This is a genomic window from Nocardia canadensis (genome assembly GCF_032656385.1).
GTDB lineage: Bacteria > Actinomycetota > Actinomycetes > Mycobacteriales > Mycobacteriaceae > Nocardia > Nocardia canadensis.
Genome location: NZ_JAVCWB010000004.1, coordinates 483,830 through 507,919, shown reverse-complemented (window position 1 = coordinate 507,919; position 24,090 = coordinate 483,830). Strand labels below are relative to the sequence as shown.

Annotated in this window: 22 protein-coding genes and 1 other RNA gene; 9 read left to right on the top strand and 14 right to left on the bottom strand. The window is 70.7% G+C overall.

What is annotated here, in order from left to right; translation table 11 throughout:
• Positions 1–13 precede the first annotated feature (13 nt).
• Together Q7X29_RS11235 and Q7X29_RS11230 are read right to left on the bottom strand one after the other, a co-directional pair.
• Entirely contained in the window at positions 14–2,527 is a 2,514-nt protein-coding gene (locus Q7X29_RS11235; RefSeq protein WP_316574010.1) for a GmrSD restriction endonuclease domain-containing protein, read from the bottom strand.
• Between the two features lie 116 nt (positions 2,528–2,643).
• On the bottom strand, positions 2,644–3,663 hold the full coding sequence (locus Q7X29_RS11230) for a hypothetical protein (RefSeq protein ID WP_316574009.1): 1,020 nt from the start codon (positions 3,661–3,663) through the stop codon (positions 2,644–2,646).
• Positions 3,664–3,885: 222 nt separating this feature from the next.
• Between Q7X29_RS11230 and Q7X29_RS11225 the strand changes: the two genes are divergently transcribed.
• A complete protein-coding gene (locus Q7X29_RS11225) occupies positions 3,886–4,089 on the top strand; it encodes a cold-shock protein (protein ID WP_218721900.1) in 204 nt (67 codons plus the stop codon).
• Positions 4,090–4,148: 59 nt separating this feature from the next.
• On the opposite strand, the gene Q7X29_RS11220 is transcribed toward Q7X29_RS11225, so the two are convergent.
• From Q7X29_RS11220 to Q7X29_RS11210, 3 genes are all read right to left on the bottom strand, one after another.
• Complete coding sequence (locus Q7X29_RS11220) at positions 4,149–7,160, bottom strand: bifunctional [glutamine synthetase] adenylyltransferase/[glutamine synthetase]-adenylyl-L-tyrosine phosphorylase (RefSeq protein ID WP_316574008.1); 3,012 nt, start codon at positions 7,158–7,160, stop codon at positions 4,149–4,151.
• A 61-nt stretch (positions 7,161–7,221) separates the two neighbouring features.
• On the bottom strand, positions 7,222–8,559 hold the full coding sequence (gene glnA, locus Q7X29_RS11215) for a type I glutamate--ammonia ligase (RefSeq protein WP_218721857.1): 1,338 nt from the start codon (positions 8,557–8,559) through the stop codon (positions 7,222–7,224).
• 121 nt (positions 8,560–8,680) lie between these two features.
• Positions 8,681–10,213, bottom strand: a complete 1,533-nt coding sequence (locus Q7X29_RS11210; protein ID WP_394358674.1) for an alpha/beta hydrolase — start codon at positions 10,211–10,213, stop codon at positions 8,681–8,683.
• A gap of 212 nt (positions 10,214–10,425) precedes the next feature.
• Here Q7X29_RS11210 and panB point away from each other — a divergent pair, with 212 nt between their 5' ends.
• The 4 genes from panB to Q7X29_RS11190 all read left to right on the top strand — a co-directional run bounded on the left by panB (position 10,426) and on the right by Q7X29_RS11190 (position 13,846).
• Positions 10,426–11,283, top strand: coding sequence for a 3-methyl-2-oxobutanoate hydroxymethyltransferase (panB, locus tag Q7X29_RS11205; protein WP_218721861.1), 858 nt, complete (start codon positions 10,426–10,428; stop codon positions 11,281–11,283).
• A gap of 296 nt (positions 11,284–11,579) precedes the next feature.
• Entirely contained in the window at positions 11,580–12,023 is a 444-nt protein-coding gene (locus Q7X29_RS11200) for a hypothetical protein (protein WP_218721863.1), read from the top strand.
• Positions 12,023–12,985: a prolyl aminopeptidase gene (pip, locus tag Q7X29_RS11195; protein ID WP_316574007.1), complete on the top strand. Its 963-nt coding sequence runs from the start codon at positions 12,023–12,025 to the stop codon at positions 12,983–12,985. The genes Q7X29_RS11200 and pip overlap by 1 nt, the downstream gene beginning before the upstream one ends.
• Before the next feature lie 3 nt (positions 12,986–12,988).
• The gene (locus Q7X29_RS11190; RefSeq protein ID WP_218721866.1) at positions 12,989–13,846 is read left to right on the top strand and encodes a CHAD domain-containing protein; all 858 of its coding nucleotides are present in this window, start codon (positions 12,989–12,991) and stop codon (positions 13,844–13,846) included.
• Positions 13,847–14,130: 284 nt separating this feature from the next.
• Here the strand turns inward: Q7X29_RS11190 and Q7X29_RS11185 are convergent, their stop codons facing one another.
• Positions 14,131–15,561: an RNB domain-containing ribonuclease gene (locus tag Q7X29_RS11185; protein ID WP_316574006.1), complete on the bottom strand. Its 1,431-nt coding sequence runs from the start codon at positions 15,559–15,561 to the stop codon at positions 14,131–14,133.
• Positions 15,562–15,581: 20 nt separating this feature from the next.
• Complete coding sequence (locus Q7X29_RS11180; protein ID WP_218721870.1) at positions 15,582–15,914, bottom strand: hypothetical protein; 333 nt, start codon at positions 15,912–15,914, stop codon at positions 15,582–15,584.
• Between the two features lie 412 nt (positions 15,915–16,326).
• On the opposite strand from Q7X29_RS11180, the gene Q7X29_RS11175 reads away from it, so the two are divergent.
• Complete coding sequence (locus Q7X29_RS11175; protein WP_316574005.1) at positions 16,327–16,698, top strand: hypothetical protein; 372 nt, start codon at positions 16,327–16,329, stop codon at positions 16,696–16,698.
• Positions 16,699–16,765: 67 nt separating this feature from the next.
• Here the strand turns inward: Q7X29_RS11175 and rnpB are convergent.
• An RNA gene (gene rnpB / locus Q7X29_RS11170) (RNase P RNA component class A) lies at positions 16,766–17,171 on the bottom strand.
• A gap of 110 nt (positions 17,172–17,281) precedes the next feature.
• Here rnpB and Q7X29_RS11165 point away from each other — a divergent pair.
• Complete coding sequence (locus Q7X29_RS11165; RefSeq protein WP_218721874.1) at positions 17,282–18,169, top strand: alpha/beta hydrolase; 888 nt, start codon at positions 17,282–17,284, stop codon at positions 18,167–18,169.
• Between the two features lie 16 nt (positions 18,170–18,185).
• Here the strand turns inward: Q7X29_RS11165 and Q7X29_RS11160 are convergent, their stop codons facing one another.
• Positions 18,186–18,620: an SgcJ/EcaC family oxidoreductase gene (locus Q7X29_RS11160; RefSeq protein WP_316574004.1), complete on the bottom strand. Its 435-nt coding sequence runs from the start codon at positions 18,618–18,620 to the stop codon at positions 18,186–18,188.
• A 185-nt stretch (positions 18,621–18,805) separates the two neighbouring features.
• Here Q7X29_RS11160 and Q7X29_RS11155 point away from each other — a divergent pair, with 185 nt between their 5' ends.
• Positions 18,806–19,348 (top strand): NUDIX domain-containing protein, encoded by a 543-nt coding sequence (locus tag Q7X29_RS11155; RefSeq protein ID WP_218721876.1) that lies wholly within the window; start codon positions 18,806–18,808, stop codon positions 19,346–19,348.
• A gap of 68 nt (positions 19,349–19,416) precedes the next feature.
• Here the strand turns inward: Q7X29_RS11155 and Q7X29_RS11150 are convergent, their stop codons facing one another.
• Positions 19,417–19,809 (bottom strand): hypothetical protein, encoded by a 393-nt coding sequence (locus tag Q7X29_RS11150; protein WP_316574003.1) that lies wholly within the window; start codon positions 19,807–19,809, stop codon positions 19,417–19,419.
• A gap of 112 nt (positions 19,810–19,921) precedes the next feature.
• On the opposite strand from Q7X29_RS11150, the gene Q7X29_RS11145 reads away from it, so the two are divergent.
• Entirely contained in the window at positions 19,922–20,713 is a 792-nt protein-coding gene (locus Q7X29_RS11145) for a helix-turn-helix domain-containing protein (RefSeq protein ID WP_316574002.1), read from the top strand.
• A gap of 5 nt (positions 20,714–20,718) precedes the next feature.
• Here Q7X29_RS11145 and Q7X29_RS11140 read toward each other — a convergent pair whose 3' ends face one another.
• From Q7X29_RS11140 to Q7X29_RS11125, 4 genes are all read right to left on the bottom strand, one after another.
• Positions 20,719–21,216 (bottom strand): GNAT family N-acetyltransferase, encoded by a 498-nt coding sequence (locus tag Q7X29_RS11140; protein WP_316574001.1) that lies wholly within the window; start codon positions 21,214–21,216, stop codon positions 20,719–20,721.
• A 108-nt stretch (positions 21,217–21,324) separates the two neighbouring features.
• Positions 21,325–22,014, bottom strand: coding sequence for a S1 family peptidase (locus Q7X29_RS11135; RefSeq protein ID WP_218721884.1), 690 nt, complete (start codon positions 22,012–22,014; stop codon positions 21,325–21,327).
• A 143-nt stretch (positions 22,015–22,157) separates the two neighbouring features.
• Complete coding sequence (locus Q7X29_RS11130) at positions 22,158–23,309, bottom strand: bifunctional RNase H/acid phosphatase (protein ID WP_316574000.1); 1,152 nt, start codon at positions 23,307–23,309, stop codon at positions 22,158–22,160.
• A gap of 4 nt (positions 23,310–23,313) precedes the next feature.
• Entirely contained in the window at positions 23,314–24,051 is a 738-nt protein-coding gene (locus Q7X29_RS11125) for a zinc ribbon domain-containing protein (RefSeq protein ID WP_218721888.1), read from the bottom strand.
• Positions 24,052–24,090 lie beyond the last annotated feature (39 nt).

Here is a 24,090-nt window from a genome sequence, read left to right as displayed (position 1 = left end):
GCCATCGGCACGGTCAGAGCGGCAGGCCCGCCTCGATCCAGTTGTAGGCCTGGATCTTTCGCGAGGCCGGATCGTTGACGACCTGGTTGATGAGGTCGTTGATCTGGTCGGTGGACAGGGGGTAGCCGTAGTGCTCGGCGGCGCCCGCCGAGGCCCAGAGGGAGGCGAAGAGGCCGGGGCCGCCGAGGAGGTGGGACAGGGCGGTGGCGACATCCTCGACCACCTCGAGGACGCCGTGCACCATGGCGATCGCGATGTCCTCGTCGCCGGGGGTGGCGCCGGGGGCCAGCGCGCCGGAGGCGACAGCGCGGCGGGCCAGCCAGTCGCGCGGGACCAACGGGTTCGGGCCGATCGCGTCGCCCAGGTAGTACCGCCACTCCCCCGGATTGCCCTGGTCGAAGGCGTGGATGTAGAAGGTGCGGGTCAGCGCCCACAGCGCGATGTAGCGCAGGGCGACCTGTTCGGGCTCGAGCGCCGCGTCGGGGCCCTCGGCGCGGTCCCGCTCGAGCTGGTTCCAGGCGAAGCGGAACCAGACCTGCTCGGAGTTGCCGACCCAGGTGGCGGGCAGGCGATCGGCCAGCGCGGCCACGTCGGCGGCGGGGCCGTAGAGGCCGGTGTCGCCGGAGACCTCGACGCGCAGGTTGTCGACATAGCCGCGCAGCGCGTCCACCGAGGTGAACACGGCGTAGCCGAGCTGGGCCAGGCGGGTGAGGTCGGCGTTGGCGGGCTCGAGCACCAGCACCACCGGCATGCCGACGCCGGGCTGCAGGCCCTCGGGCCAGAACGCTTCGGCGACAGCGAGTTCGCGGCCGGTCACCGGATCGGAGACCTCGCTGTCGAGCAGCGGGAACCCGAAGCCGTCGGCGACCAGGTCGTCGACCAGCGCGTTCACCAGGTCCACCGCCGGGTCACCGAGGCTCACCCCGGCCACGCCGACCGACAGCAGCGTCGGCCGGTGCAGGGTGCCGGTGCGCAGCTGCTCGAGGAAGGCGTCCGCGGCCGCGGACAGCAGTTTGCGCCGCGCGCGCAGGAATTCGCGGTAGTTCTCGACCCGCCACAGCGTGGGGTCGGTCGGAATCCACTGCGAGGCCAGCACACCGGGATGACGCCGCTCGACCTCGGCGAGGTAGTCGGCCGGTTCGCGTTCGCCCAGTTCGGCTTCCGAGCCGGGGCTGAGGAAGCAGAAGTTGGCGATCGCGTTGATCTCGTTGCGTTCGTAGCCCGCGTCGCGCAGCGTGGTCTTCGGGAACAGGTAGTGCACCTGCACCGGGGTGCGCTCGCCGAACTGCTCGATGCCCAGTTCGTCGCCGGTGCCCAGGTCACGGGAACCGTCGACGCGGGTCAGCAGGTACAGCAGCGGATAGAACCGGGAACCGCGGGTCGCGCCGCCGAAGTCGTCGGCGCACAGGTCCAGTGAGCCGCCGCGCAGCCGTTCCAGCGAGCCGATGAGGCCGTTGATGCCGCCGCGTTCGAGCGTCTCGTAGTCCTGCTGCAGGAACGTCTCGGTGGACCCGCTGAACCGGCCCCACAGCGCGGAATGGATGTACCAGTACAGCACCCGGTCGCGGTGCAGGTCGTCGTCGAAGCGGCCGCCGTTGAGGAACAGCAGCCGGGTGATGACCGGAATCGCGTAGCGCCCCATCAGGACTCGGTCGTGGTCGAGGCCGAGGCGGCCTGCCACGGTGTCGAGGAAGGTGTCGACCTGGGTGGCGGTATCGCTGAGCGCCTGCTCGAACTCCGCGGGCGACAGATCACCGAGCGCGTCGAAGTGGGCGCGGCCGTTGCCGACGGCGATCACATTGCGCAGCAACCAGTCCAGGGTGAAGGTGTAACCGTCCTTGTCCCAGCGGATCAGGTGGTCGCGCAGGTTGCCGCGGGCCTGCGGCCACTGCGCGCACAGCGTCGCCAGCGCCAGATCACCCTTGGACAGTTTGGTGCCACCGGAGTTGACGCGGTTGAAGATGTCGACGACCTCGTCGACGGTGCGGTCCGAGCCGGTGATGGTCTCGACATTGAACTCGCGGTGGGTGATCTCGCGCAGCTTGTTGAGCCGGTCGAGGTAGACCGCCAGCGTCTCCGGCGGGACCTCGGTGAACCGGGGCAGGTAGTGCACGGGCCCCAGCGCGAACAGCTCGGTGACATCGATCCAGGTCGGCGCGGTCTCGCGGCCGGGCACCTGGAACTCGAAAACCTCACGGTCGACATCGAAATGGAGTCCGGTGAACGCGACGGCGTCGCCCTCGAAGAACGAGGGCGCGGTGCCGCGCAGGATGCCGTAGAGGGTGGTGATGCGCTGCTGGCCGTCGAGCAGCAGCTGCCGCAATCCCGAGCCGCCGCCCTGGCCGCGTACCGCGATGTCCTCGGATCCGGTCTCCCACACCAGGAGCCCGCCGACCGGATACCCGAGATACAGCGACCGCATCAGTCCGCGCACCTGGTCCCTGTTCCAGACGTAACCGCGCTGGAATTCGGGCAGCAGCACCGCTCCGGAGTCGATCTGGTCGAGCAGGGAGGACAGACGTGTCACGGCAGCCTTTCATCGCGATCCGGTAGCGCAAGCGCTCCATCGTTGCACGGATCGTACCGACAAACACCGACGCACCAGCGGCCGAACAGAACTCACGGTCCGCGGGTTCGCGAGTCCTAGGTTCCGGTCACCGCGGCGCGGAACGCCGGGGAGGCGTAGAAGGGCGCCAGCCTGCGCCGGACGACGGCGTCCAGATAGCCGCGCTCGTCGAGTGTCGCCAGCACCGAGGGGCCGAAACGCAGCGCCTCCTCGATCATGTCCGCGCGCCCGATGCCCAGCTCGGCCAGCAGTTCGGCCAGCGGAGTGTCGCCGTATTTGTCGAAGACGTGATCGATGCCCTCGTCGAGCAGGGCGTGGAAGTAGTCGGTGTCGCGGAAGGTGCGCCAGAACTCGAAGGTGAGGACGACGGCGTCCTCCACGTCGTTGGCCGAGACCAGCTCGCGGAAGGACCCGATGGAATCGCCGGTGTGCTTGCGCCAGGTCTCGCGGGCGGCGTCGAGCAGCATGTCGTCGGCGTCGTCGCGATTGCCGCGCAGGACGAATCGGGCACCGGTGCGGGTGATCCGGCCGACGCCGTTCTCGATCGCGGGCAGCGCCGGCTCAGCCAGCCGGGCCAGCGCGCCGCGCAGCGACTGCGCCAGACCGCCGCCCTCGGCGTGCTTGCCGTCGTCGACGGCGGTCACGACGGCGCGCTGCACCGCTTCGACGCAGGCGTCGACGGTGACCGGGCTGTTGAGCACCAGCCGCACCAGCCGGTGCGAGACCTCCATGTCGGCCACGGCCGAGACCAGTTCGTCGAAGCGGCGGTTGTCCACCACGTCGCCGACGGGGATCTCGTCCTGGGCGCGATGGTTGTACAGCCGGGCGGCGATCTCGCCGACGAGTTCGGGGATCGCGCCCTCGACCGGGATCTGCACCGCGTACTTGTGCGCGACGCCCTTGATCTGCTCGCGGGTGACCGCCTCGGCCAGGGTCAGCACGGCGCACTCGGCCAGGACGCCGTCGACCTCCTCGGTGACGAGTTCGAGGAAGCCCGCGGGCGTCAGCAGCTGTTCCTTGGCGAAGGCCACGTGCGCGTCGAGCACCCGCAGTGCCAGATCGACGTGTCCGGAGTCCGCCTCGTTGCTCTCACCCATGCCGCCCAGATTGGCACATCGCGGGCGACAGTGTGACCTCGGCGCACCCGTCGCCGATCGGCCATGGCGACACGCCGTGCGCGAGGCGCAGACTCCGCCCACATCGCGGTGCCGAGACCCCCTGCGCGCAGTTTGTCGGCGAGTATGGCATACTTGGCTGCTGAGACTGGGCTGATCACAGAGATCGCCATGGCTCATCGACTGAAAAGACTTGTAAAACACATGACTCAAGGCACTGTTAAGTGGTTCAACGGCGAAAAGGGCTTCGGCTTCATCGCCCAAGACGGAGGCGGCCCCGACGTCTTCGTGCATTACTCGGCCATCAGCGGCTCGGGCTTCAAGTCCCTCGAAGAGGGCCAGCGGGTCGAGTTCGAGGTCGGCCAGGGCCAGAAGGGCCCCCAGGCTCAGGACGTCCGCGCCATCTGATTCCGGCGTGAACGAGAAAGGCCCCGCACCCTCGGTGCGGGGCCTTTCTCTTGTCCGCGTTATCCCCCGAATACCCGCTCGACGACCGCCTTGGCCCGGCGGGTGATGCGCATGTAGTTGTCGAGGAACTCGCTGCCGTCGTCGGTCGGCCAGCCCGCCACCCGCGCGACCGCCGAGAGCAGTCGGCCCGGACCGGGCAGCTGATCGGTCGGCTTGCCCTTGACCAGCACGAGCGCGTTGCGGGCCGCCGTCGCGGTGATCCACGATTCCCGCAGCAGCGCGACGTCCTCGGGTTCCAGGATGCCCTCGGCCTCGATGACGTCGAGCGCCTCCAGCGTCGAGGTGTTGTGCAGCGCGGGCACCTCGTGCGCGTGCCGCAGCTGCAGCAGCTGCACGGTCCACTCGATATCGGCCAGACCGCCGCGCCCCAGCTTCGTGTGGGTGGCCGGATTGGCCCCGCGCGGCAGGCGCTCGGCGTCGACGCGGGCCTTGATCCGGCGGATCTCGCGCACCGACTCCGCCGAGACGCCACCGGCCGGATAGCGGATCGGGTCGATGACGTGCAGGAACCGCACGCCCAGATCCTGATCGCCGGCCACCTGGTGCGCGCGCAGCAACGCCTGCACCTCCCACGGCTGGGCCCACTGGGCGTAATAGGCCTGATAGGCGGCCAGCGTGCGGACCAGCGCACCGTTGCGGCCCTCCGGGCGCAGGCCCGCGTCGACCTGCAGCGGCGGGTCGGTGCTCGGCGCGCCGAGCAGGCGCTGGACCTTCTCCGCGACGCCGGTCGCCCACTTCACCGCCGTGGTCTCGTCCTCGCCGGGGCGGGGGTCGCAGACGAACAGCACGTCGGCGTCGGACCCGTAGCCCAGTTCCATGCCGCCGAGCCTGCCCATACCGATGACCGCGAGGTCGGCGGGCGCCGGCGCGCCCCGCTCGGCCACCGACGCCCGGATGACCGCGCTGAGCGCGGCCTCGAGCACCGCCACCCACACCGACGACAGCGCCGCGCACACCTGCGGCACGTCCAGCATGCCCAGCAGGTCGGCCGAGGCCACGCGAGCGAGCTCGTGCCTGCGCAGCGACCTGGCCGCGGCGACAGCGCGAGACGGATCGTCGTAGCGGGCCGCGGCGGTCTGGATGCCGCGCGCGACATCCTCGGGCTGCGGGCCGAGCAGCTGCGGACCGCCGGGGCCGTCGGCGTACATGCGGATGGTCTCGGGGGCGTTGATCAGCAGGTCGGGCAGGTACTCCGAGGAGCCGAGCACGATCATCAACCGCTGAGCGATGGCGCCCTCGTCGCGCAGTTCGCGCAGGAACCAGATCTGGTCGTCGAGACCTTCCGAGACCCGGCGGTAGGCGAGCAGGCCCGCGTCGGGATTCGGGGTGTCGCCGAGCCATTCGAGCAGCGTCGGCAGCAGTAGCGCCTGGATGCGGCCTTTGCGCGAGACGCCGCCGGTGAGCGCCTTGAGGTGGCCGAGCGCGTTGGCGGGCGCGCCGTAGCCGAGTGCGGCGAGCTGGCGCACCGCGGCGTCGGGGCTCAGCCGCAGCGCGTCGGAGTCGAGCCGGGCGACCGACTCGAGCAGCGGCCGGTAGAACAGCTTGGCGTGCAGCCTGCGCACCCGCATCGAATTGCGGCGGATGTCGGTCTCGAGCACCCCGACCGCGTCCTGCCTGCCGTCGGGCCGGATGTGGGCCGCGCGCGCGAGCCAGCGCATGCCCTCCTCGTCGTCGGAGGCGGGCAGGGTGTGGGTGCGCTTGAGCCGCTGCAACTGCAGCCGGTGCTCGAGCAGCCGCAGGAACTCGTAGGAGGCGGTGAGGTTGGCCGCGTCGTCGCGCCCGACGTAGCCGCCCGCGGCCAGCGCGGTGAGCGCCTCGACGGTGTTGGTGACATGCAGCGAATCATCGACCCGGCCGTGCACCAATTGCAGGAGCTGTACGGCGAATTCGACATCGCGCAGGCTGCCCGCGCCGAGCTTGAGTTCGCGTTCGCGCAGGTCGGCGGGGACCAGATCCTCCACCCGGCGACGCATGGCCTGCACGTCGGCGACGAAGTCGGGGCGCTCGGAGGCGGTCCACACCATCGGCATGATCGCGTCGCGGTACTGCTGCCCGAGTTCCAGATCGCCGGTCATCGGCCGGTTCTTGAGCAGCGCCTGGAACTCCCAGGTGCGGGCCCAGCGCTTGTAGTAGGCGAGGTGGGAGTCGAGCGTGCGCACCAGCGCGCCCGCCTTGCCCTCGGGGCGCAGCGCGGCGTCGACCTCGAAGAACGCCGAACCGGCGACGCTCATCATCTCCGCGGCCAGCCTGGTCGCGGTGGCGTCGGCCGGCTCGGCGACGAACACCACGTCGACATCGCTGACGTAGTTCAGTTCGCGCGCACCGCATTTGCCCATCGCGATGACCGCCAGGCGCACCGGCACCGGGCCGTTCTTGCACACCCGCGCCACGGCGACCGACAGCGCGGCGGTGAGCGCGGCGTCGGCCAGATCGGACAGATGCCTGCCGACCACCTGATACGGCGGCACCGGCTCGTTCTCGACAGTGGAGGCCAGGTCGACCGCGGCCAGCAGCATCAGCTGATCGCGATACCGGCTCCGCAGCAACGCGATCGCCTCCGGACCGGCGATCTCGGCCCGGAACAGCATCGGCCCCGCGTTGGGCCCGCTCTCGGGTTTCGCCTCGACCGCGTCGAGCAGGTCGGCGATCAGTTCGTCGCGTTCGGGAAGCCGGTTCGCGCGCAGCACTTTCCACGCGGCGGGCGTGGCGACGAGGTGATCGCCGAACGCAGTGGACGAGCCGAGCAGCCCGAACAGTCTGCCGCGCAACGTGGCATCGGAGCGGATGGCCGAATCCAGTTCGGCCCAGTCGGTTCCGAGCGACTCCCGCAGCCGGATCAGCGTGGACAGGGCCAGATCGGCGTCGGGCGAACGCGACAGCGCCCAGAGCACTGGTACGCCGTCGACATTGTCCCAGCCGAGCTGGTGCAGGGAATCCGCTGCGGTGGGCTCGAGCAAGCCGAGCCGGCCGACGCCGGGGACAGCGGAGCGGGCAGTCGGTGGCCGGACCATGCCCTAAAAGTACATGGTCCGCGCATCGACCGCGTCACGCCCGGCGCGGCCGGGCGCGGTGTCACAGACTGAGGTATTCCTCGAGCTCCCACGGGGTCACCTGGCTGCGGTAGGCGGCCCATTCCCGGCGCTTGTTACGCAGGAAGAAGTCGAAGACGTGCTCGCCGAGCGTCTCGGCGACCAGCTCCGAGCGCTCCATCACCTGCAGGGCCTCGTCGAGGGTGCCCGGCAGCGAGCGGAAGCCCATCGCGCGACGCTCGGCGTCGGTCAGCGACCACACGTCGTCCTCGGCCTCGGGGGGCAGCGTGTAGCCCTTCTCGATGCCGCGCAGCCCGGCCGCGAGCAGCACCGCGAAGGTCAGGTACGGGTTGCAGGCCGAATCAGGGCTGCGGATCTCGACCCGGCGCGAGGACGACTTGTTCGGCGTGTACATCGGCACGCGCACCAGCGCCGAGCGGTTGGACCGGCCCCAGGAGGCGGCCGTCGGGGCCTCGCCGCCGTGGATCAGGCGCTTGTAGGAATTGACCCACTGGTTGGTGATCGCGCTGATCTCGGGGGCGTGCTCGAGGATGCCCGCGATGAACGAGCGCGCCGTGGCGGACAGGTTCTCCGGATCGTCGGGGTCGGCGAAGGCGTTGGACTCGCCCTCGAACAGGCTCATGTGGGTGTGCATGGCCGAGCCGGGGTACTGGGCGAACGGCTTGGGCATGAACGTCGCGCGCACGCCCTCGTCGATCGCGACCTCCTTGATGAGGTAGCGGAAGGTCATCACGTTGTCGGCCATCGAGAGCGCGTCGGCGTAGCGCAGGTCGATCTCCTGCTGGCCGGGGGCGCCCTCGTGGTGGCTGAACTCCACCGAGATGCCCATCGACTCGAGCGCGTCGATGGCGTGGCGGCGGAAGTTCGGGGCCGAGTCGTGCACGGCCTGGTCGAAGAAGCCGCCGTTGTCGGCGGGCACCGGAGCGCCGTTCTTCAGGCCGTTCTCCAGCAGGAAGAACTCGATCTCGGGGTGCACGTAGCAGCTGAAGCCCACGTCGGCGGCCTTGTTGAGCTGACGCCGCAGCACGTGGCGCGGGTCGGCCCACGACGGCGAGCCGTCGGGCATGGTGATGTCGCAGAACATGCGGGCGGAGTGCTGGTGGCCCTTGGAAGTGGCCCAGGGCAGCACCTGGAAGGTCGACGGATCGGGCCGCGCAACCATGTCCGCCTCGGACACGCGCGCGAAGCCTTCGATGGCCGAGCCGTCGAAGCCGATGCCCTCCTCGAAGGCGCCCTCGAGCTCGGCGGGCGCGATGGCGACGGACTTCAGGTAACCCAGCACGTCGGTGAACCAGAGACGTACGAAGCGGATGTCCCGCTCTTCGAGCGTCCGCAGCACGAATTCCTTCTGGCGATCCATACCGGCGAGCGTAAGCACCCGGCGTTAAATCCGTGTTACATACGCGCTCGCGTTTGCTATCTCGTCACATCGTTCGCACATCTCACCCGCGGTGACGGGGCGCGCTGAGCCGCGATCCGCCTCAGCAGGTGAGTCCGGCGCCGGGCGCGGCGAGGTCGACCAGATAGTCGATGACGGCGTCGTCGAGGCAGCGGTCGCCCGCGACGAGGGCGGCGGTGTGCCGGTTGCCGCGGAAGGTGATGAGGTCGGCACCCAGCTGCGCGGCCAGATCGACACCGGCCTGGTACGGCGTCGCGGGGTCGTCGGTGGTCGAGACCACGACCGTCTTCGGCGCGCCGGGGGCGCTGACCCGGTGCGGGGTGCTGGTGTTGGGCACCGGCCAGGCGGCGCACAGTTCCAGCGGAGCGGCGCCGGTGCCCTTGCCGTCGTCGAGGAACGGCGCGGCCTTGCGGTACTCGGTGTCCTGGCGGCCGGTGACCGCCGGATCGGTGACGCGCGGATCGTCGACGCAGCGGATGGCGTTGAAGGCGTCCTGGGTGTTGGCGTAGGTGCCGTCCTCGCGGCGGCCGTCGTACATGTCGGCCAGTTGCAGCAGGGTGTCGCCGCGTCCGTCGCGCAGTTCGGTCAGGCCCTGGGTGAGCACGTTCCACAGGTCGTCGGTGTAGAGGGCCTGCTGGACGCCGGTGATGGCGTCGCCGTAGCTGAGCCCGCGCGGGTCGGCGGTGGCGGCGGGCGTGGCCTCCAGCGGGGAGACCAGCGCGCGGAACCGGGCCACGGACTGGGCCGGATCGGTGCCGAGCGGGCAGTCGGCGTTCTTCGCGCAGTCGGCTGCGTAGGCGTTGAACACGCCCTGGAAGCCCGCGGCCTGGCGCAGCGACTCCTGCACGGGGTCCTGGGAGGAGTCCACCGCGCCGTCGAGGACCAGGGCGCGCACGTTCTGCGGGTACTTCTCGGCGTAGGCCGAGCCGAGCCGGGTGCCGTAGGAGTAGCCGAGGTAGCTCAGTTTCGGGTCGCCGAGCACCGCGCGCAGCACGTCCATGTCCTGGACGACCTCGCGGGTGCCGACATGGGCGAGCAGGTCGGTGCCGGTGCGCTGGGCGCACCGGTCGGCGTACTCGCGATTGTCGGCCTCGGCGTCGGCGATGCCGGCCGGGGTGTTGTCGGTGGGCGGCTCGGCGCGTTCGGCGTCGGCCTGCTGCGGGGTCAGGCAGACGATCGCGGGCAGCGAGGACCCGACGCCGCGCGGATCGAATCCGACCCGGTCGAACTTCTCGGCCAGCTCGGTCCGGTTGCCGACGGCGACCATCGACAGCCCGGAGACCCCGGGGCCGCCGGGGTTCAGCAGCAGCGAGCCGATCTTGTCGCCGGTGGCCGGGATCCGCGACAGCGCGATCTGGGCGGTCGGGCCGTCCGGGCGCGTGTAGTCGACGGGCACGGTGATCCGCGCGCATTCGGTCTTGGGCGGCAGCCGGTCCTCGGGGCTGCCGAAGCCCTCGCACGAACCCCAGTCGAGTGGCTGGTCGTAGAACTTCTCCAGACCGGGCGGCGGTGGCGGCAGCTCCGCGCGCGGCGCGCTGGTCTCGGCGCTGGTGCAGCCGGAGACGATCAGCGCCGCGAGAGCGCCGAGGAGCACGACGAGCCTGCCACGCTGCACTGTGGGCCCACCTTTCCGCGCCGCACGGCGCACAACACGATGCGCCCGATCCGCGCGAAAGGGCTCTCCTTCACGCTAGCCGAACCACCGCTGTGACCGATCACACCGGTACCGGCCCTTAAGTCGGCTCGGCCCGAGGTGGCACACTGGATTCGTCAGAAAAACCCGGGGACCCGGTACGGGCCTCGAGGAACCAGACGAAAGGGACGATGATGTCCGTATCCGATGAGCAGACCCCTGCCTACGGTGCCGCTCCCGCCGCCGAAGCCAAGCCCCGCCGCAAGACCCGCGTCCAGCATCTGCAGCAGATGAAGGCCGAGGGCGAGCGCTGGTCGATGCTGACGGCCTACGACTACTCCTCCGCGCGCCTCTTCGAGGAAGCGGGCATTCCGGTCCTGCTGGTCGGCGATTCCGCCGCCAACGTGGTGTACGGCTACGACACCACCGTGCCGATCACCATCGACGAGCTGATCCCGCTGGTGCGCGGCGTCGTCCGTGGCGCGCCGCACGCGCTGGTCGTCGCCGACCTGCCGTTCGGCACCTACGAGTCCTCGCCGCAGCAGGCGCTGGCCACCGCCACCCGGTTCATGAAGGAGGGCGGCGCGCACGCGGTCAAGCTCGAGGGCGGCGAACGCGTCGCCGAGCAGATCGCGCTGATCACCGCCGCCGGCATCCCGGTGATGGCGCACATCGGCTTCACCCCGCAGAGCGTGAACACCCTCGGCGGGTTCCGGGTGCAGGGGCGCGGCGACGGTGCCGAGCAGCTCATCGCCGACGCCATCGCGGTGCAGGAGGCGGGCGCGTTCTCCGTCGTCATGGAGATGGTCCCGGCCGAGCTGGCGGGCCAGGTCACCCACAAGCTGACCATCCCGACCGTCGGCATCGGCGCCGGCGCCGACTGCGACGCCCAGGTGCTGGTCTGGCAGGACATGGCCGGCTACACCAGCGGCAAGACGGCGAAGTTCGTCAAGCGCTTCGGCAATGTCGGTGACGAGCTGCGCTCGGCCGCGGCCGCCTACGCCGACGAGGTCCGCCGGGGCACCTTCCCCGGCCCGGAGCACAGCTTCTGAGTTTCTGGAGCGCTGGCGCGCTCGAGGTCGCGGCCCCTCCTGTCCCGTCGGTCGGGCACCGTTGCTTGCTCCTTCGTCGCCTACGCAACGGCACCTGACCGACGGGACGGCCGCGACGGCCGCTGCGCGGCCTGCCCCTCCTCAGGGTCGGGGCGCGCGGGGCCGTGTTCACGGTGTGCCTGGCCGAGAGCGGGGCGTGCGGGGCCGCGTGTCGAACTCAGGGTTCGGCCGGATGTGCGCGGTGGCACCGGATGGCAGACTCGATACCGACATAGTCGACACGAGTAGAGGTATCGATGCCGCACCGCCGTTGGAAGACCCGTCCCGCGCTGCTGCTCGCGGGCGCGCTCGCCGTCGCGAGCCTGAGCGCTTGCGGCAGTGGGGAAACCACCCCGACCGGCAGTTCCGGCACCACGACCGCCGCGACGACCAGCGTGGCGAAGCCGAGCACCTCCGGCACGCCGGGGAGCGTGACGATCACCGACACCGCGGCCGCGCAGCTGTGCGACATGATCCGGCCCGAGCTGTCCAACTTCCGGGTGCAGGGCCCGACGCTGGGCCGGTTCGCGCTCAACGCGATGGTGCACGAGTGGGCGCTGCGCAACGGCGGGATCAACGCCCAGGTGCTGGCCGACAAGGCGATCGTCGACCGGGTCACCACCGAGGCCTGCCCGGACGTGCGTACCGAGGCGATGACCGCCCTGGATCTGCCGAATCTCGCTGCGGGACTGGCGTTCTGATGCGCGACCTGTACCCGGAGATCGAGCCGTTCGCGCACGGCCTGCTCGACGTCGGCGACGGCCAGTCGGTGTACTGGGAGGTCAGTGGCAATCCCGACGGCAAGCCGGTGGTGTTCGTGCACGGCGGGCCGGGCGGCGGCACCGGGCCGCTGCAACGGCGGTTCTTCGATCCCGCCGTCTACCGCATCGTGCTCTTCGATCAGCGCGGGTGCGGCCGGTCGGTGCCACACCTCGCCGACGGCGCGGACCTCGGCGTCAACACCACCGGGCATCTGATCGCCGACATGGAGTTGCTGCGCGAGCACCTCGGCGTGGACCGCTGGCAGGTGTTCGGCGGCTCGTGGGGATCGACCCTGGGCCTGGCCTACGCCCAAGCCCATCCCGAGCGGGTCACCGAGCTGGTGCTGCGCGGGATCTTCCTGTTGCGGCGCAAGGAGATCGACTGGTACTACAACGGCGCGGCGGGCAACGTCTACCCGGCCGAGTGGGCGAAGTTCCTGGCTCCGGTGCCGGTCGCCGAGCGCGGCGAGGACCTGGTGGAGGCGTATCACCGGCTGCTGCACTCGCCCGATCCGCAGGTGGCGCTCGACGCCGCCGTGGCCTGGTCGACGTGGGAGGGCGCGACGAGTTCGTTGCTGCCGCAACCGGATCGGGTGGCCGAGACCGGCGAGGCACGCTTCGCGCTGGCGTTCGCGCGCATCGAAAACCACTATTTCCGGCACGGCGGATTCCTCGACGAGGGACAGTTGCTGCGTGACATGGACCGGATCGCCGACATCCCCGGGGTGATCGTGCAGGGCCGCCACGACATCGTGTGCCCCGCGGTGAGCGCGTGGGATCTGCACAACGCCTGGCCGGGTTCGACCCTGCACATCGTCGAGGACGCCGGGCACACCGCCCACGAGCCCGGCATCACCCACCATCTGGTGGAAGCGACCGACGCGTTCGGGAAGCGAGGCTGAATCATGGCGCCCAAGGCCGGCAAAGCCGTCGTCGCGGCACTGCGGGACGACATCGACCGGCTGCTCGCCGCCGAACCCGACGTGCGTGCCGACGCCGAGGACTCGGTGCACCAGATGCGCGTGGCCACCCGCCGCCTGCGCAGCGTCCTGCGGTCCTATCGCAGGCTCTTCCACACGAAGCGGGCGGCGGCCACCGAGGCCGAGCTGAAGTGGCTGGCCGATCTACTCGGCGTGGCCCGCGATGCCGAGGTCCGTGCCGAGCGCTTCGTCGACCTGCTCGCCGAGCACGACGAGGTCCCCGACGAGGTCACCCAGGCGCTGGTCGGTGCCTCCCTCGACGCCTACACCGACGCCCACGCCGAGGTGCTGAGCGCGCTCGACGGCAAGCGCTACCGGCGCCTGCGCAAAACCCTGACCGCCTGGCGCACCGATCCCCCGCTGGACCGCGACCTGGCCCGCACGCCCGCGCGCAAGGTCTTCGACGGCGTCCTGCGTCGCGACCGCAAGCGCCTGCGCGCACTGGTCCTCGCCGAACCCACCGCCGCCCCCGCCGACCGCGTCGAGCTTCTGCACGATATCCGCAAGGGCGCCAAGCGCTTGCGCTATTCCTGCGAAGCGGCAGGCACCGTCCTCGGCGACGACGCGACCGACCTCGGCTCGCGCGCCAAACGCCTGCAAACCGTCCTCGGCGACCACCGTGACGCCGTCGAATCCCGCGAGGCCATCCTCGCCGCGGCCGCAACGTCGCCCACCGCGACCGCGACCCTCTACGAACTCCTCGCCGACACCGAGGAAGCCGCCGCGGGCCGAGCCATCGCCCACTATCCCGCCGCCGCGGCCTTCGCCACCGCCGCCGACTAGCGGTCGGCCGCGTCGGTTCGTCACGGACACCAGTCCTCCCGGTCCCGGTCCCGCTCCCGAAGCGCCCGGTCGAGCAGCGGCCAGCCGTCCAGTTCCCTGGTGCGGTCGAAGCCCGTCCTCGGCCGACGCGAGGTCGAGCAGGGTGCGGACCACACCCGGCCGCAGCCGGCCTCGCCGGTCAGCTCGTGCCGATGCGAGACGGCCCACCGGTAGGTCGTGTCGCCGGCCAGGAGACGGCGGTTGCGACGGCTGCCCCCACCCCGAGCCTGCCCGCCGGTGTCGGATCAGGGTCGGGCGTAGTCGAATCCGATGGTGCGGGTGGCGATATCGGCGGTCACGAGCCGGACCGGGACGTGCTCGCCTTCCGGCGGTTTGCCCGCGCAGCGGCCCAGGATCGGGGGTTCGCTGACGAAGATCTCGGCGTCGCGGGTGCCGTTGGCTTCGCGCAGGACCAACGCCGGGAACTCGGTGCCGACCCGGGGCGCCAGCACGGTCGCCTCGGTCAGGTCGACGCAGGCGCGGTCGACCTTGCTCGCGACGGAGTCGGTGCGGCGCAGGGTTTCCGCGGCGGGCCCGAGACCGTCGATCACCCAGGTGGGGACCTCGGTGCCCGCGCAGTGGGCCAGGCAGATCTCGGTGGTGAAGCGGTCGGCCAGACGGCGCAGCGGGGCGGTGACGTGGGCGTAGGGGGCGCCGATCGCGCTGTGGGTGAGCTGCTCCGCGGTCGGCTGGTCGAGGTCGGCGAGCAGCGTGTAGCCGGCGCCGCGCAGCAGGCTCGTCGCCTCCGACATCAGGACCAGGGCGGCGGGGGTGTTCGCGTCGAGGCCGGCCAGCAGTCGGCCGACGGGCATGTCGGCGGGCCAGGCGACGCCGAGCGCGGCCGCGGTGCGCCGCATCGAGGCGATCGCGCTGTCGGGCGGCGGCGGCATGGTGCGCAGCAGACCGATCGCCGGGCCCTGGTGCGCCAGCATGATCTGGGCCGCGCACATGCCGGTGAGCAGCGAGACCTGCTCGTTCCAGTCGTCGGCGGCGGTGCGCGGTTCCAGTTCCAGGCGCCAGTTGTCGCCGTGGCGCACCACATCCTGGGCGGGCAGTCGCAACGCGATCGCGCCCCGGTCGAGGCCTGCCTCGATCCGCAACCTGCCGAACTCGGGCAGCGCGACCAGCGAGGGGTGCAGCGTGCCCGCGTCGGCGGCGGCCTGGACCTGCGCGTAGTCGAAGCGCTCGCGGGAGCGCACCAGCGCGCGCGTGACCGAGAAACGCTGTGGGACAGCGCGTTCGTCGAGGTCGATGGTCCACAGCGCGGCGGGCCGGTCCACGCCGGGCAGCAGGCTGGCGGTGCCCTCGGACAGCACCGTCGGGTGCAGCGGGACGGTGCCGTCGGGCAGGTAGAAGGTCTGGCCACGGGTTTCGGATTCCCGGGCGAGCGCACCGCCCGGCACGATCACGGCGCCGAGATCGGCGATCGCGTACTGCAGGGTGAAGCCGGTGGGGGTGCGTTCGAGGTGCAGCGCCTGGTCCAGATCCATGGCGCCGGGCGGGTCGATGGTGACGAACTCGATGTCGGTCCGGTCGACCCGCGTGCCCGCGAACGCGTCGACCGCGTCGCGGGCCTCCGAGACGGCCTCGGCCGGATAGTCCGAGGCCAGCCCGAATTCGGAACGGATGGCGCCGAAGTCGACCGGCGCCGAGACGATCCGCTGATGGAGTTCCATCCTGGCAGGTTAGCGAGTGCCTACTGCAGGGCCAGCATGGTGCCGTTGAGCTGGTCGAACGGGCCGTACACGGTGAAGGTGACCCGACCGTTGGGGACCGACGAGGAGACGGTCGCCGCGGCGTCGAGCGCCTGACCGAACGAGGCCGCCGAGGGGTGCGGCAGACCGGCGACGGTCAGACCGAACCGGGTCTGGTGGACCCAGGCGGTATCGGCCGGGCTGAGGTCGACCTGGACCCCGCCCGCCAGCGGGGTCACCGCGACCGCGCTCGCCGATCCGGCACCCAGCGAGGTGAAAACCGCAGCGGCTCCGGCGATCAGTGCACCGGCGACAATGGAACGAACTACCCGCATGTAAATGTGACCTGCTTCCGCGATCGAATGTGTTGGGCTCACCACCCGGGCAGCGAGCCCTGCCGACGGCGAACACTCTATGACCTCGCTCACGTTTCCGGCGACTTCCAGCGCATTTTCACGCAGGCGACACACTTTTCCCGCGCTCGTCCCGCCAGTTGTTACTGTGTCGGCGGCACACCCGGCAGCTGCCGGGCAGTGCGGCACCCACGTCGATAAATGGGAGTTCCGAGCGTATGTCGTCGCTGATTTTCGATTACCTGTTGCCGATCCTCGGCCCGGACCAGGCGTCCTACTGGGCCCAGCTGTTGGTGATCAACCCCGCGTAGCTCACCGAGCAGATCGAGCACCTGTCGCCTCCCGTTAACCTCACGGGAGGCGGCTTGTTTTCTGGGGCGCTAGCATCCCGCGCGTGAGTAGAACTACCGCCGCTCTCGCGGCCAGCGCCACCGTCTTCGCCCTGCTTCTGACCGGCTGCAGCGACGACTCCTCCTCTTCCGCCGCCGCGGGCTCCTCGGCCACCACGACGCCCGAGTACAAGGTCGATCCGAGCAAGGCGGGCATGTTCGTGGTGAGCTACCGCAACGCCTTCCCGAAGCTGGCCGCCGGGCGTGACGATGCCGCCGTCGCGACCGTGCTGAACCAGTCGTGCGGTGACATCAAGGCGGGCAAGTCCGAGGCCGACACCATCGCCGGGATCATCAAGGCCACCAAGAACGGCGCCGACGCCGCGACCGAGGACGAGGCCAAGGCGATCTACCAGATGTCCACGCTGATGTGCTGAGCCGGATTCCGGCGCGACCGGGGCGGCGGTTCCCCTGGGGGGAGCCGCCGCCTCGTCGTTCGACAGGCGGACGAGCCGGCCTGTAAGCCGGATCCTGTCCCCGGTTCACACCGGGGGACGACCATCCATCTGGACACACCGTCGCCGGGTGCCTCGAGCGGTCCACCCGCAGGCTCGGGCGAGCAGCCCTCGAACACCTGCGCAGCCGCACCGTGAGGTGCGACCTTCGACCTTGCTCCGGGCGGGGTTTACCGAGCCGCCCCGGTCACCCGGGGCGCTGGTGCGCTCTTACCGCACCGTTTCACCCTTACCGCACGTGCTGTGCGGCGGTCTGTTCTCTGTGGCACTGTCCCGCGGGTCACCCCGGGTTGCCGTTAGCAACCGCCCTGCTCTGTGGAGTCCGGACTTTCCTCGGTACCGAGCAGCGGCGCGCACGCGCCCGTTCTCGTCACCGCGGTCGCCCGGCCGACTCGTCCGCTCGTACAGAGTACCGTGGCGCGAACGACGGCCTCGGCGGCGGCAGCCCGCGTGACCGCGCAGGGCCCCGGGAGCGCCGCCCGAAAACGCAGTACGGTAATCACCCATGGAACGTGTCGACGTCAGTTTCCCCTCGGGTGACCAGCAGTGCGCTGCCTGGCTCTACCTGCCCGACGGTGCGCCCCGGCCGCGCCCGCTGGTGATCATGGGACACGGGCTGGGGGCAACCCGCGAAATGGGGTTGGATCGATATGCGCGGCGGTTCGCCGCGGCGGGGATGGGGGTGCTGGCGTTCGACTACCGGCATTTCGGCGCCAGCGAGGGTGATCCGCGCCAGGTGCTCAACATCGCCCGTCAGCGGCAGGACTGGAAGGCCGCAATCGCCTACGGGCGCAGTATCCGGGGGTTCGACGCGACCCGAATCGCGTTGTGGGGCACCTCGTTCGGCGGCGGGCACGTGTTATCCGTGGCGCCCGACGACGACTACCTCGCCGCGGTGGTCGCACAGGTACCGTTCACCAGCGGGTGGGCCTCGGCGATGGCGAAGGGACCGATCAGCGTCACCAAGGTCGCCACCATCGCCGCCACCGACCTGCTGTTCGGCCCGATTCGGCGCAAGCCCGTGCGGATCCGGCTGGCGGGCCGCAAACGGGCCGCGGCGCTGATGAGCGCGCCCGATGTCCCGGAGGGATTCGGCAGGCTCGCCGAGGAGAGCGAGACCTACCGGCCGAAAGTCGGTGCGCGGGTGGCATTGTCGACCCTGTTCGACGCGCCGGGCCGCCGCGCGAAGGCGCTGAAGGTACCGGTGTTCTACGCGATCGCCGAGAACGATTCGGTCGCCCCGGCCGGCCCGACCCGCAAGGCGGCCGAGCGCACCAAGCACGCGGTGGTCAAGCAGTACCCGGTCGGCCACTTCGACGTGTACTTCGACGACGTCTTCGAGCAGGTCGTGCGCGACCAGACCGATTTCCTGGTGTCGGTGTTGCGTCCCTGAACCCGCCGAGGTCCCGTCAGCGCGGGGGCCGGCCGGCGATCCGGGTGTTCTGGAACGATGTGAAGCGCCAGCCTCGTTCCGTGCGCACCGCGGTTCGGATCTGGATGCTGCGCTCCTGCGGTTCGGTTCGCGGCGCGCCCGGCGGCAGGGGCCGCACGCCATAGGTCACCAGCACCGCGGTATCGCGGGTGGGGAACCGCAGACTCGCCCCGTCCGGCTCCGACAGGCAGGTGCCCCGCATCATGCCGTCGAACCCCGCTTGCATGACGGTCGCCAATTCCGCGCGGCCCTGGACGAATTCACCGAAGACCGAGACGAAATCGGCATCGTCGGTGAAGGTGTCGGCGAAGGCGCTGCCGTCTCCGGCCGCCCAGGCCGCGGCTTGGGCGGCGAACAGCGCGCGCACGACGCGCTCGTCGGGTTCGGCCATCGGCCCGCCGAGAGTGGTCATATCCGTCTCCTGTCTCGAAGTGACGGTTCGACCCTTCCGTGCCATCGGCAGGCGCCGCAATGACCTCCGAGGTCATGGCCGGACATCCACCCGGATACGCCGGCGAGAGGCCGACCGGAACGGATACTTCGATCGAGGCCCGGCACTTGCCCTATGTCGAGTCCCGAGTCGGGCACCATGGAGGCATGGAACAGCTCAGCTCGCGCACGATCTACACCAATCCGTGGATGCGGCTGCGGGAGGACACCATTCGCCGGTCCGACGGGTCGGTGGGGATCTACGCCGTGGTCGACAAGGTCGACTGGGCGATGGTGATCCCGTTCGACGGCGCGGGGTTCCATCTCGTCGAGCAGTACCGGTACCCGCTGGGCGAACGCTACTGGGAGTTCCCCGCGGGCACTCCCCCGCAGGGCACGGCGCCGTCGCCGCTCGAGCTGGCGCACAACGAATTGCGCGAGGAGACCGGGTTGCGAGCCGGGCGGATGACGCCGCTGGGCATCCTGGCGACCGCACCGGCCTCGACCAGTCAGCGTGGCCATTGTTTCCTGGCCACCGACCTCACCCCGGGTGAGCCGCAGCGCGAACCCGAGGAGCAGGACATGCGCACCGCGTGGTTCTCCCGCGCCCAGTTCGAGGCGATGATCCTGCGCGGGGAGATCATCGACGCCCACGCGGTAGCCGGGTACGGCCTGCTGCTCATGCACGAACGCGGCCTCAGCTCACCGTAGGTCTTCCCAGCCGGGTGACGCGGGTGCCGTCGCCCACCGGCCGTACTGATTCGGTCCGCGGGTGGCCGTCATCGGAGGGCCATTCGCAGGCCCGCGAATTCGAGTGCGGCGAAGGTCGCGACCAGGACCGCGCCGGTGAGCAGGAAGCCGATGCCGAGGGCGGTCAGGGGCAGCAGACCCGAACAGGCCAGAGCCGTCATGCCCAGGGCCGAGGCGGCGTTGACAGCGACGACCACGCGGCCGTAGCGATGCGGACGGTGACCGGCGATGGACAGCAGGGCCGCGCCGCCGGTGATCATGACGGCGCCGAAGAGCAGCGACAGCGCGGTCGGCAGACCGAGCGGCGCGCGCAGCAGTGGCGCGCACAGGGTCAGCCCGACGCCGAAGAGCGCTGTGCTCCAGCCGTCTACACGCAGGACGGTGGGCAGTCCAGCGCGGCGTCGGTCGGTGATCGTGGTCATCGTCGGCTCCTGTTCTCCGGGGGGACGAGGCCACTGTGCGGGGCGCGGGTCATGCTCGCAATGACCTCCGAGGTCATGGCCGGGCCGTGGTCGCGCTGGATACGCTGGGCCGATGACGGATCCGCGGATCGGGCCGCTGCTGCGGGAGTGGCGGCAGCGGCGCAAGCTCAGCCAGCTCGACCTCGCGCTGGCCGCCGACACTTCCTCCCGGCACCTTTCCTACGTCGAGACCGGTCGCGCCGAGCCGAGCCGAGCGATGGTGCTGCGACTGTGCGACACCCTCGATGTGCCGCTGCGGGAGCGCAATACGCTGCTGCTGGCCGCCGGGTTCGCGCCCGCGTTCCGGGAGTCCGCGCTCGACGATGTCGCGCTCTCGCCCGCGCGCGCCGCGATCGAGACGATGCTCGCCGCGCACGAGCCGTATCCGGCGGTGGTGGTCGATCGCTGGTGGGATGTGGTGGCGGGCAACGCCGCCATGCCCGTGCTGATGGCCGGGGTGCCCGAGCACCTGCTCACCCCGCGCCCCAACGTCTTCCGGCTGGTCCTGCATCCGGATGGGCTCGCGCGCAGGCTGGAGAACCTGCACCAGGTCCGCGAACTGTTCCTCGAACGGCTCCTGCGCCAGCTCGGCGCCACCGGAGACAGGCGACTGCGCGCCCTCTACGACGAGGTCAGAAGCTATCCGGCACCGGCTGATTCGCCCGGCACCGCCGAGCCGACCGGCCCGTTCCAGGTCCCGATCCGCATCAACTCACCGCTGGGCCCCCTCACCATGTTCTCGACCATGGCCACCTTCGGCGCCCCGGCCGACGTCACCCTCTCCGAACTGGCCATCGAGTTCTTCTACCCCCTCGACGACGCCACCGCCACCGCGCTGCGCGCCATGGCCGCCACGGCCCACTGACCGGTTCAGAGCGAGCGGCGCATCTCGAATTCGGTGCGCGGATCGCCCGGCTCCACCGGACCGCGCCGGCCGGTCGGTGCGAAACCGTGTCGCCGGTAGAGGTTTTCGGCGGCCTCGTTGCCGTCGGTCAGTTCGAGGTACACCGCGGTGCAGCCCTGTTCGACCGCCCAGGCCAGGGCGGTGGTGATCAGCTGATCGGCAATGCCGCGGCCGCGAGCGCGGGGCGCTACCCACATCGAGATGAGATGAGCAGCCGACGAATCCGTCGTCACGCCGACGGTCCCCACCGTCATCTCGGACATCGTCGCCACGAACTGGGCGCGGGTCCGCAGCACCTCGCGCCAGTCGTCGGGGGTGCGTGCCAGCGCCTGCTCGATGGTCTGGCCGAAGGCGGTCGGCGCGTCCCGCAACGCACGCAATCGCACCTCGCGAAACACCGCCCACTCCGCGGGTTCCAGCTGCCGTATCGCGACGGTGGCGCCGCAACGGCGCGTCTCCCCCATGCCGGTGATTGCAGCACGCCGCCCGTGGCGGAGCAACCGGTTTCGAGCGGAGATGACGGCAGGGGSGCACCMCCGCGTCGGTGATGCGCCCCTGCCGGGTCAGCCGGATCAGATCGGCTGGAAGCCCGCGCCGACGCCGCCTGCCCGGTTCAGCACGTCCAGGATGACCTGGATGGGCTGGAAGTAGGCGGGCGAGTGGATCGGGTTGGCGCCACCGGTGCACGGGATGTCGAAGTCGACGGGGCCCAGGCCGGTGAGCCTGCCCTGGTTCATGCCGACCAGCCGGTCGCCGACGACGACCGGGCCGCCGGAATCACCGGGCTGGGAGCAGTACTGGTTGATCGAGGTGCCTTCGAGCTCACCCCACACCACGCCGCAGCTGCGACCGCTGGTGCGACCGTCCGAGCACACGGTGGTGCCGGGGCCGGGCGCGCCGCCGATGCCGACGACGGTGGTCTGGCCGATGGTGCGCACCGGCAGGACCTTCGACGCGTCCAGCTGCAGGACCGCGAAGTCCAGGTAGTCGCCGTCGTCGGAGAAGGCGACGGTGCCGATGACGCCCGCGTTGAGCGCCTGCTCGGCGCCGACCCGAGCCCCCGTCGGCGCGCAGTGCCCGGCGGTCAGGCCGACCAGGCGACCGGCGTTGTCGTGGCCGATGGCGGTCAGCGAGCAACCGGAGTTGTTGTCGAAGACGATGCCCGAGGCCGCGCCGAGCACCACGCTCGGATCGGCCGACACGCTGCCCGCACCAGCGGACGCGGTGAGCGCCCCCGCGATGGCCGCCGCGAACGCCGCCATCCGTAGAAACCTCATCAAGTACCTTTCTCGACGGCCGCGGCATCTCCGCACGCCCGAGAGACTTCTCGGGCGCCGGGGCATAGTCGTTACGCCGACCGCGAACCGGGGCGACCGTACCGCGCCCGGGTGACCGACGGCCAGCGCTAAAGGTACGAGACGTCGTTGACCAGACGGACGGAAGCGCCGCCGTCGGGGTAGAACTCCGCGATGCACAGCGAGGCCAGGTCCAGGTGCAGGCGATACAGCAGCGACGGGCCGACCCCGAGCGCCAGCTGCAGCAGGGTCTTGATCGGCGTGACATGGCTGACCACGACGATGTTCTCGCCCGGATACAGCCCCACCAGATCGCGCCGCACCGATTCGATCCGCTCGCGCACCTGATCGAAGCTCTCGCCACCGGGCGCGGGCACCGACGGGTCGCCCAGCCAGTCCGCGTGCAGCTGCGGATCGCGCTGCGCGGCCTCGGCGAAGGTGAGCCCCTCCCAGTCGCCGAAGTCGGTCTCGATGAGCCCGTCGAGCACGCGCAGCGGCACGTCGAGCGCGGCCGCTGCGGCTTCGGCGGTGGCGCGGGCCCGCTGCAGCGGCGAGGTCACCACCGCGGCGATATCGCCCTTGGCGGCCAGCATCTTCGCGGCCCGCTCGGCCTGGTCGCGGCCGAGATCGGTCAGCGGCGGATTGCCGCGACCGGAGTAGCGGCGCTCGATCGACAGCTCGGTCTGGCCGTGCCGCAGCAGCAACAGCCGCGTCGGCCTGCCGACCGCGCCGGTCCAGCCGGGGGTGGCCGGAACACGCTGGGCGGCAGCGGAATCGCGCGGCTCGGTGACGGGCACGGCGACCTCGTCGCCCGCCGCGTGCCCGGCCGCCACGGCGTCGCGGACGGTGCCGACGACCGCGCCGTCGTCCATCGCCTCGTTCGCCAATCGGTCGGCGTGGGAGTTCTCCGCGCGCGGAATCCAGGTGAAGGTGACCCGATCGAACCCGGCGGCCAGCCCGCGCGCCTGCTCGGCGAGCGGAATCATCGACGGGTGCTTGACCTTCCAGCGTCCCGACATCTGCTCGACGACGAGCTTGGAATCCATCCGGACGGTGACCACCCGCGCGCCGAGTTCGGCCGCGGCGGCCAAACCGGCGATGAGACCGCGGTATTCGGCCACGTTGTTGGTGGTGACGCCGACATACTCCTTGCGCTCGGCCAGCACCCGCACATGATCGGCGGCGAACACCACCGCGCCGTAGCCGGCGGGGCCGGGATTGCCGCGCGACCCGCCGTCGGCCTCGACGATCACCTCGTTCATCGGGTTACAGTCCGGATTCCTTGGTACGCACCATGATCGCGCTGCACTCGGGGCAGCGCAGGACCGCGTCGGGGGCGGCCTTGGCGATGCGCTGCATCTCGCCGCGATCGATCTCGATCCGGCAGGCGCCGCAGCGCCGGGCCTGCAGCAGGGCGGCGCCGACGCCGTGGGCGGCGCGCTGCTTATCGTAGATGGCGAGCAATTCGTCCGGGAACAGGCCGACCAGCCCGGCCCGGTCGTTCTCGCATCGCCGCTGGGCCACTTCCAGATCGGCCATCGCCTCGTCGCGCAGCCGTTCGGCGTCGGCGAGGTCCTGATCGGCCTTGCTCAATCGGGCGCCCGCGTGGTCGTGATCGGCGACCATGGCCTCACGCTGTTCCATCACGGTCAGCAGCTCGTCCTCGAGCACCGAGCGGCGACGCTCCAGGCTGCTCAGCTCGTGCTGGATCTCGGAGAGCTGCTTGGCGGCGACGGTGCCCGCGGTGAGCATGCCGCGGTCGCGGTCCTCACGCTTGCGGACGGCGTCGACCTCACCCTCGAGCTTGCGGATGTCGCGGTCCAGATCGTCGATGCCGATCTCGACCGCGACGGCGGCGTCCTTGTAGCCGTTGCGCTCGGCCGCCAGGCGCGCCACCTCCTGCTGTTCGGGCAGCGCGTTCCTGCGGTGCGCGATCCGCGTCAACTCGGCATCGACAGCGGCGAGCTGGAGCAGCTTGGACTGGACCGACGGTTCGACATTCAACGCGCACGAACTCCTGAACACGGTGGACGGATGGGTTGG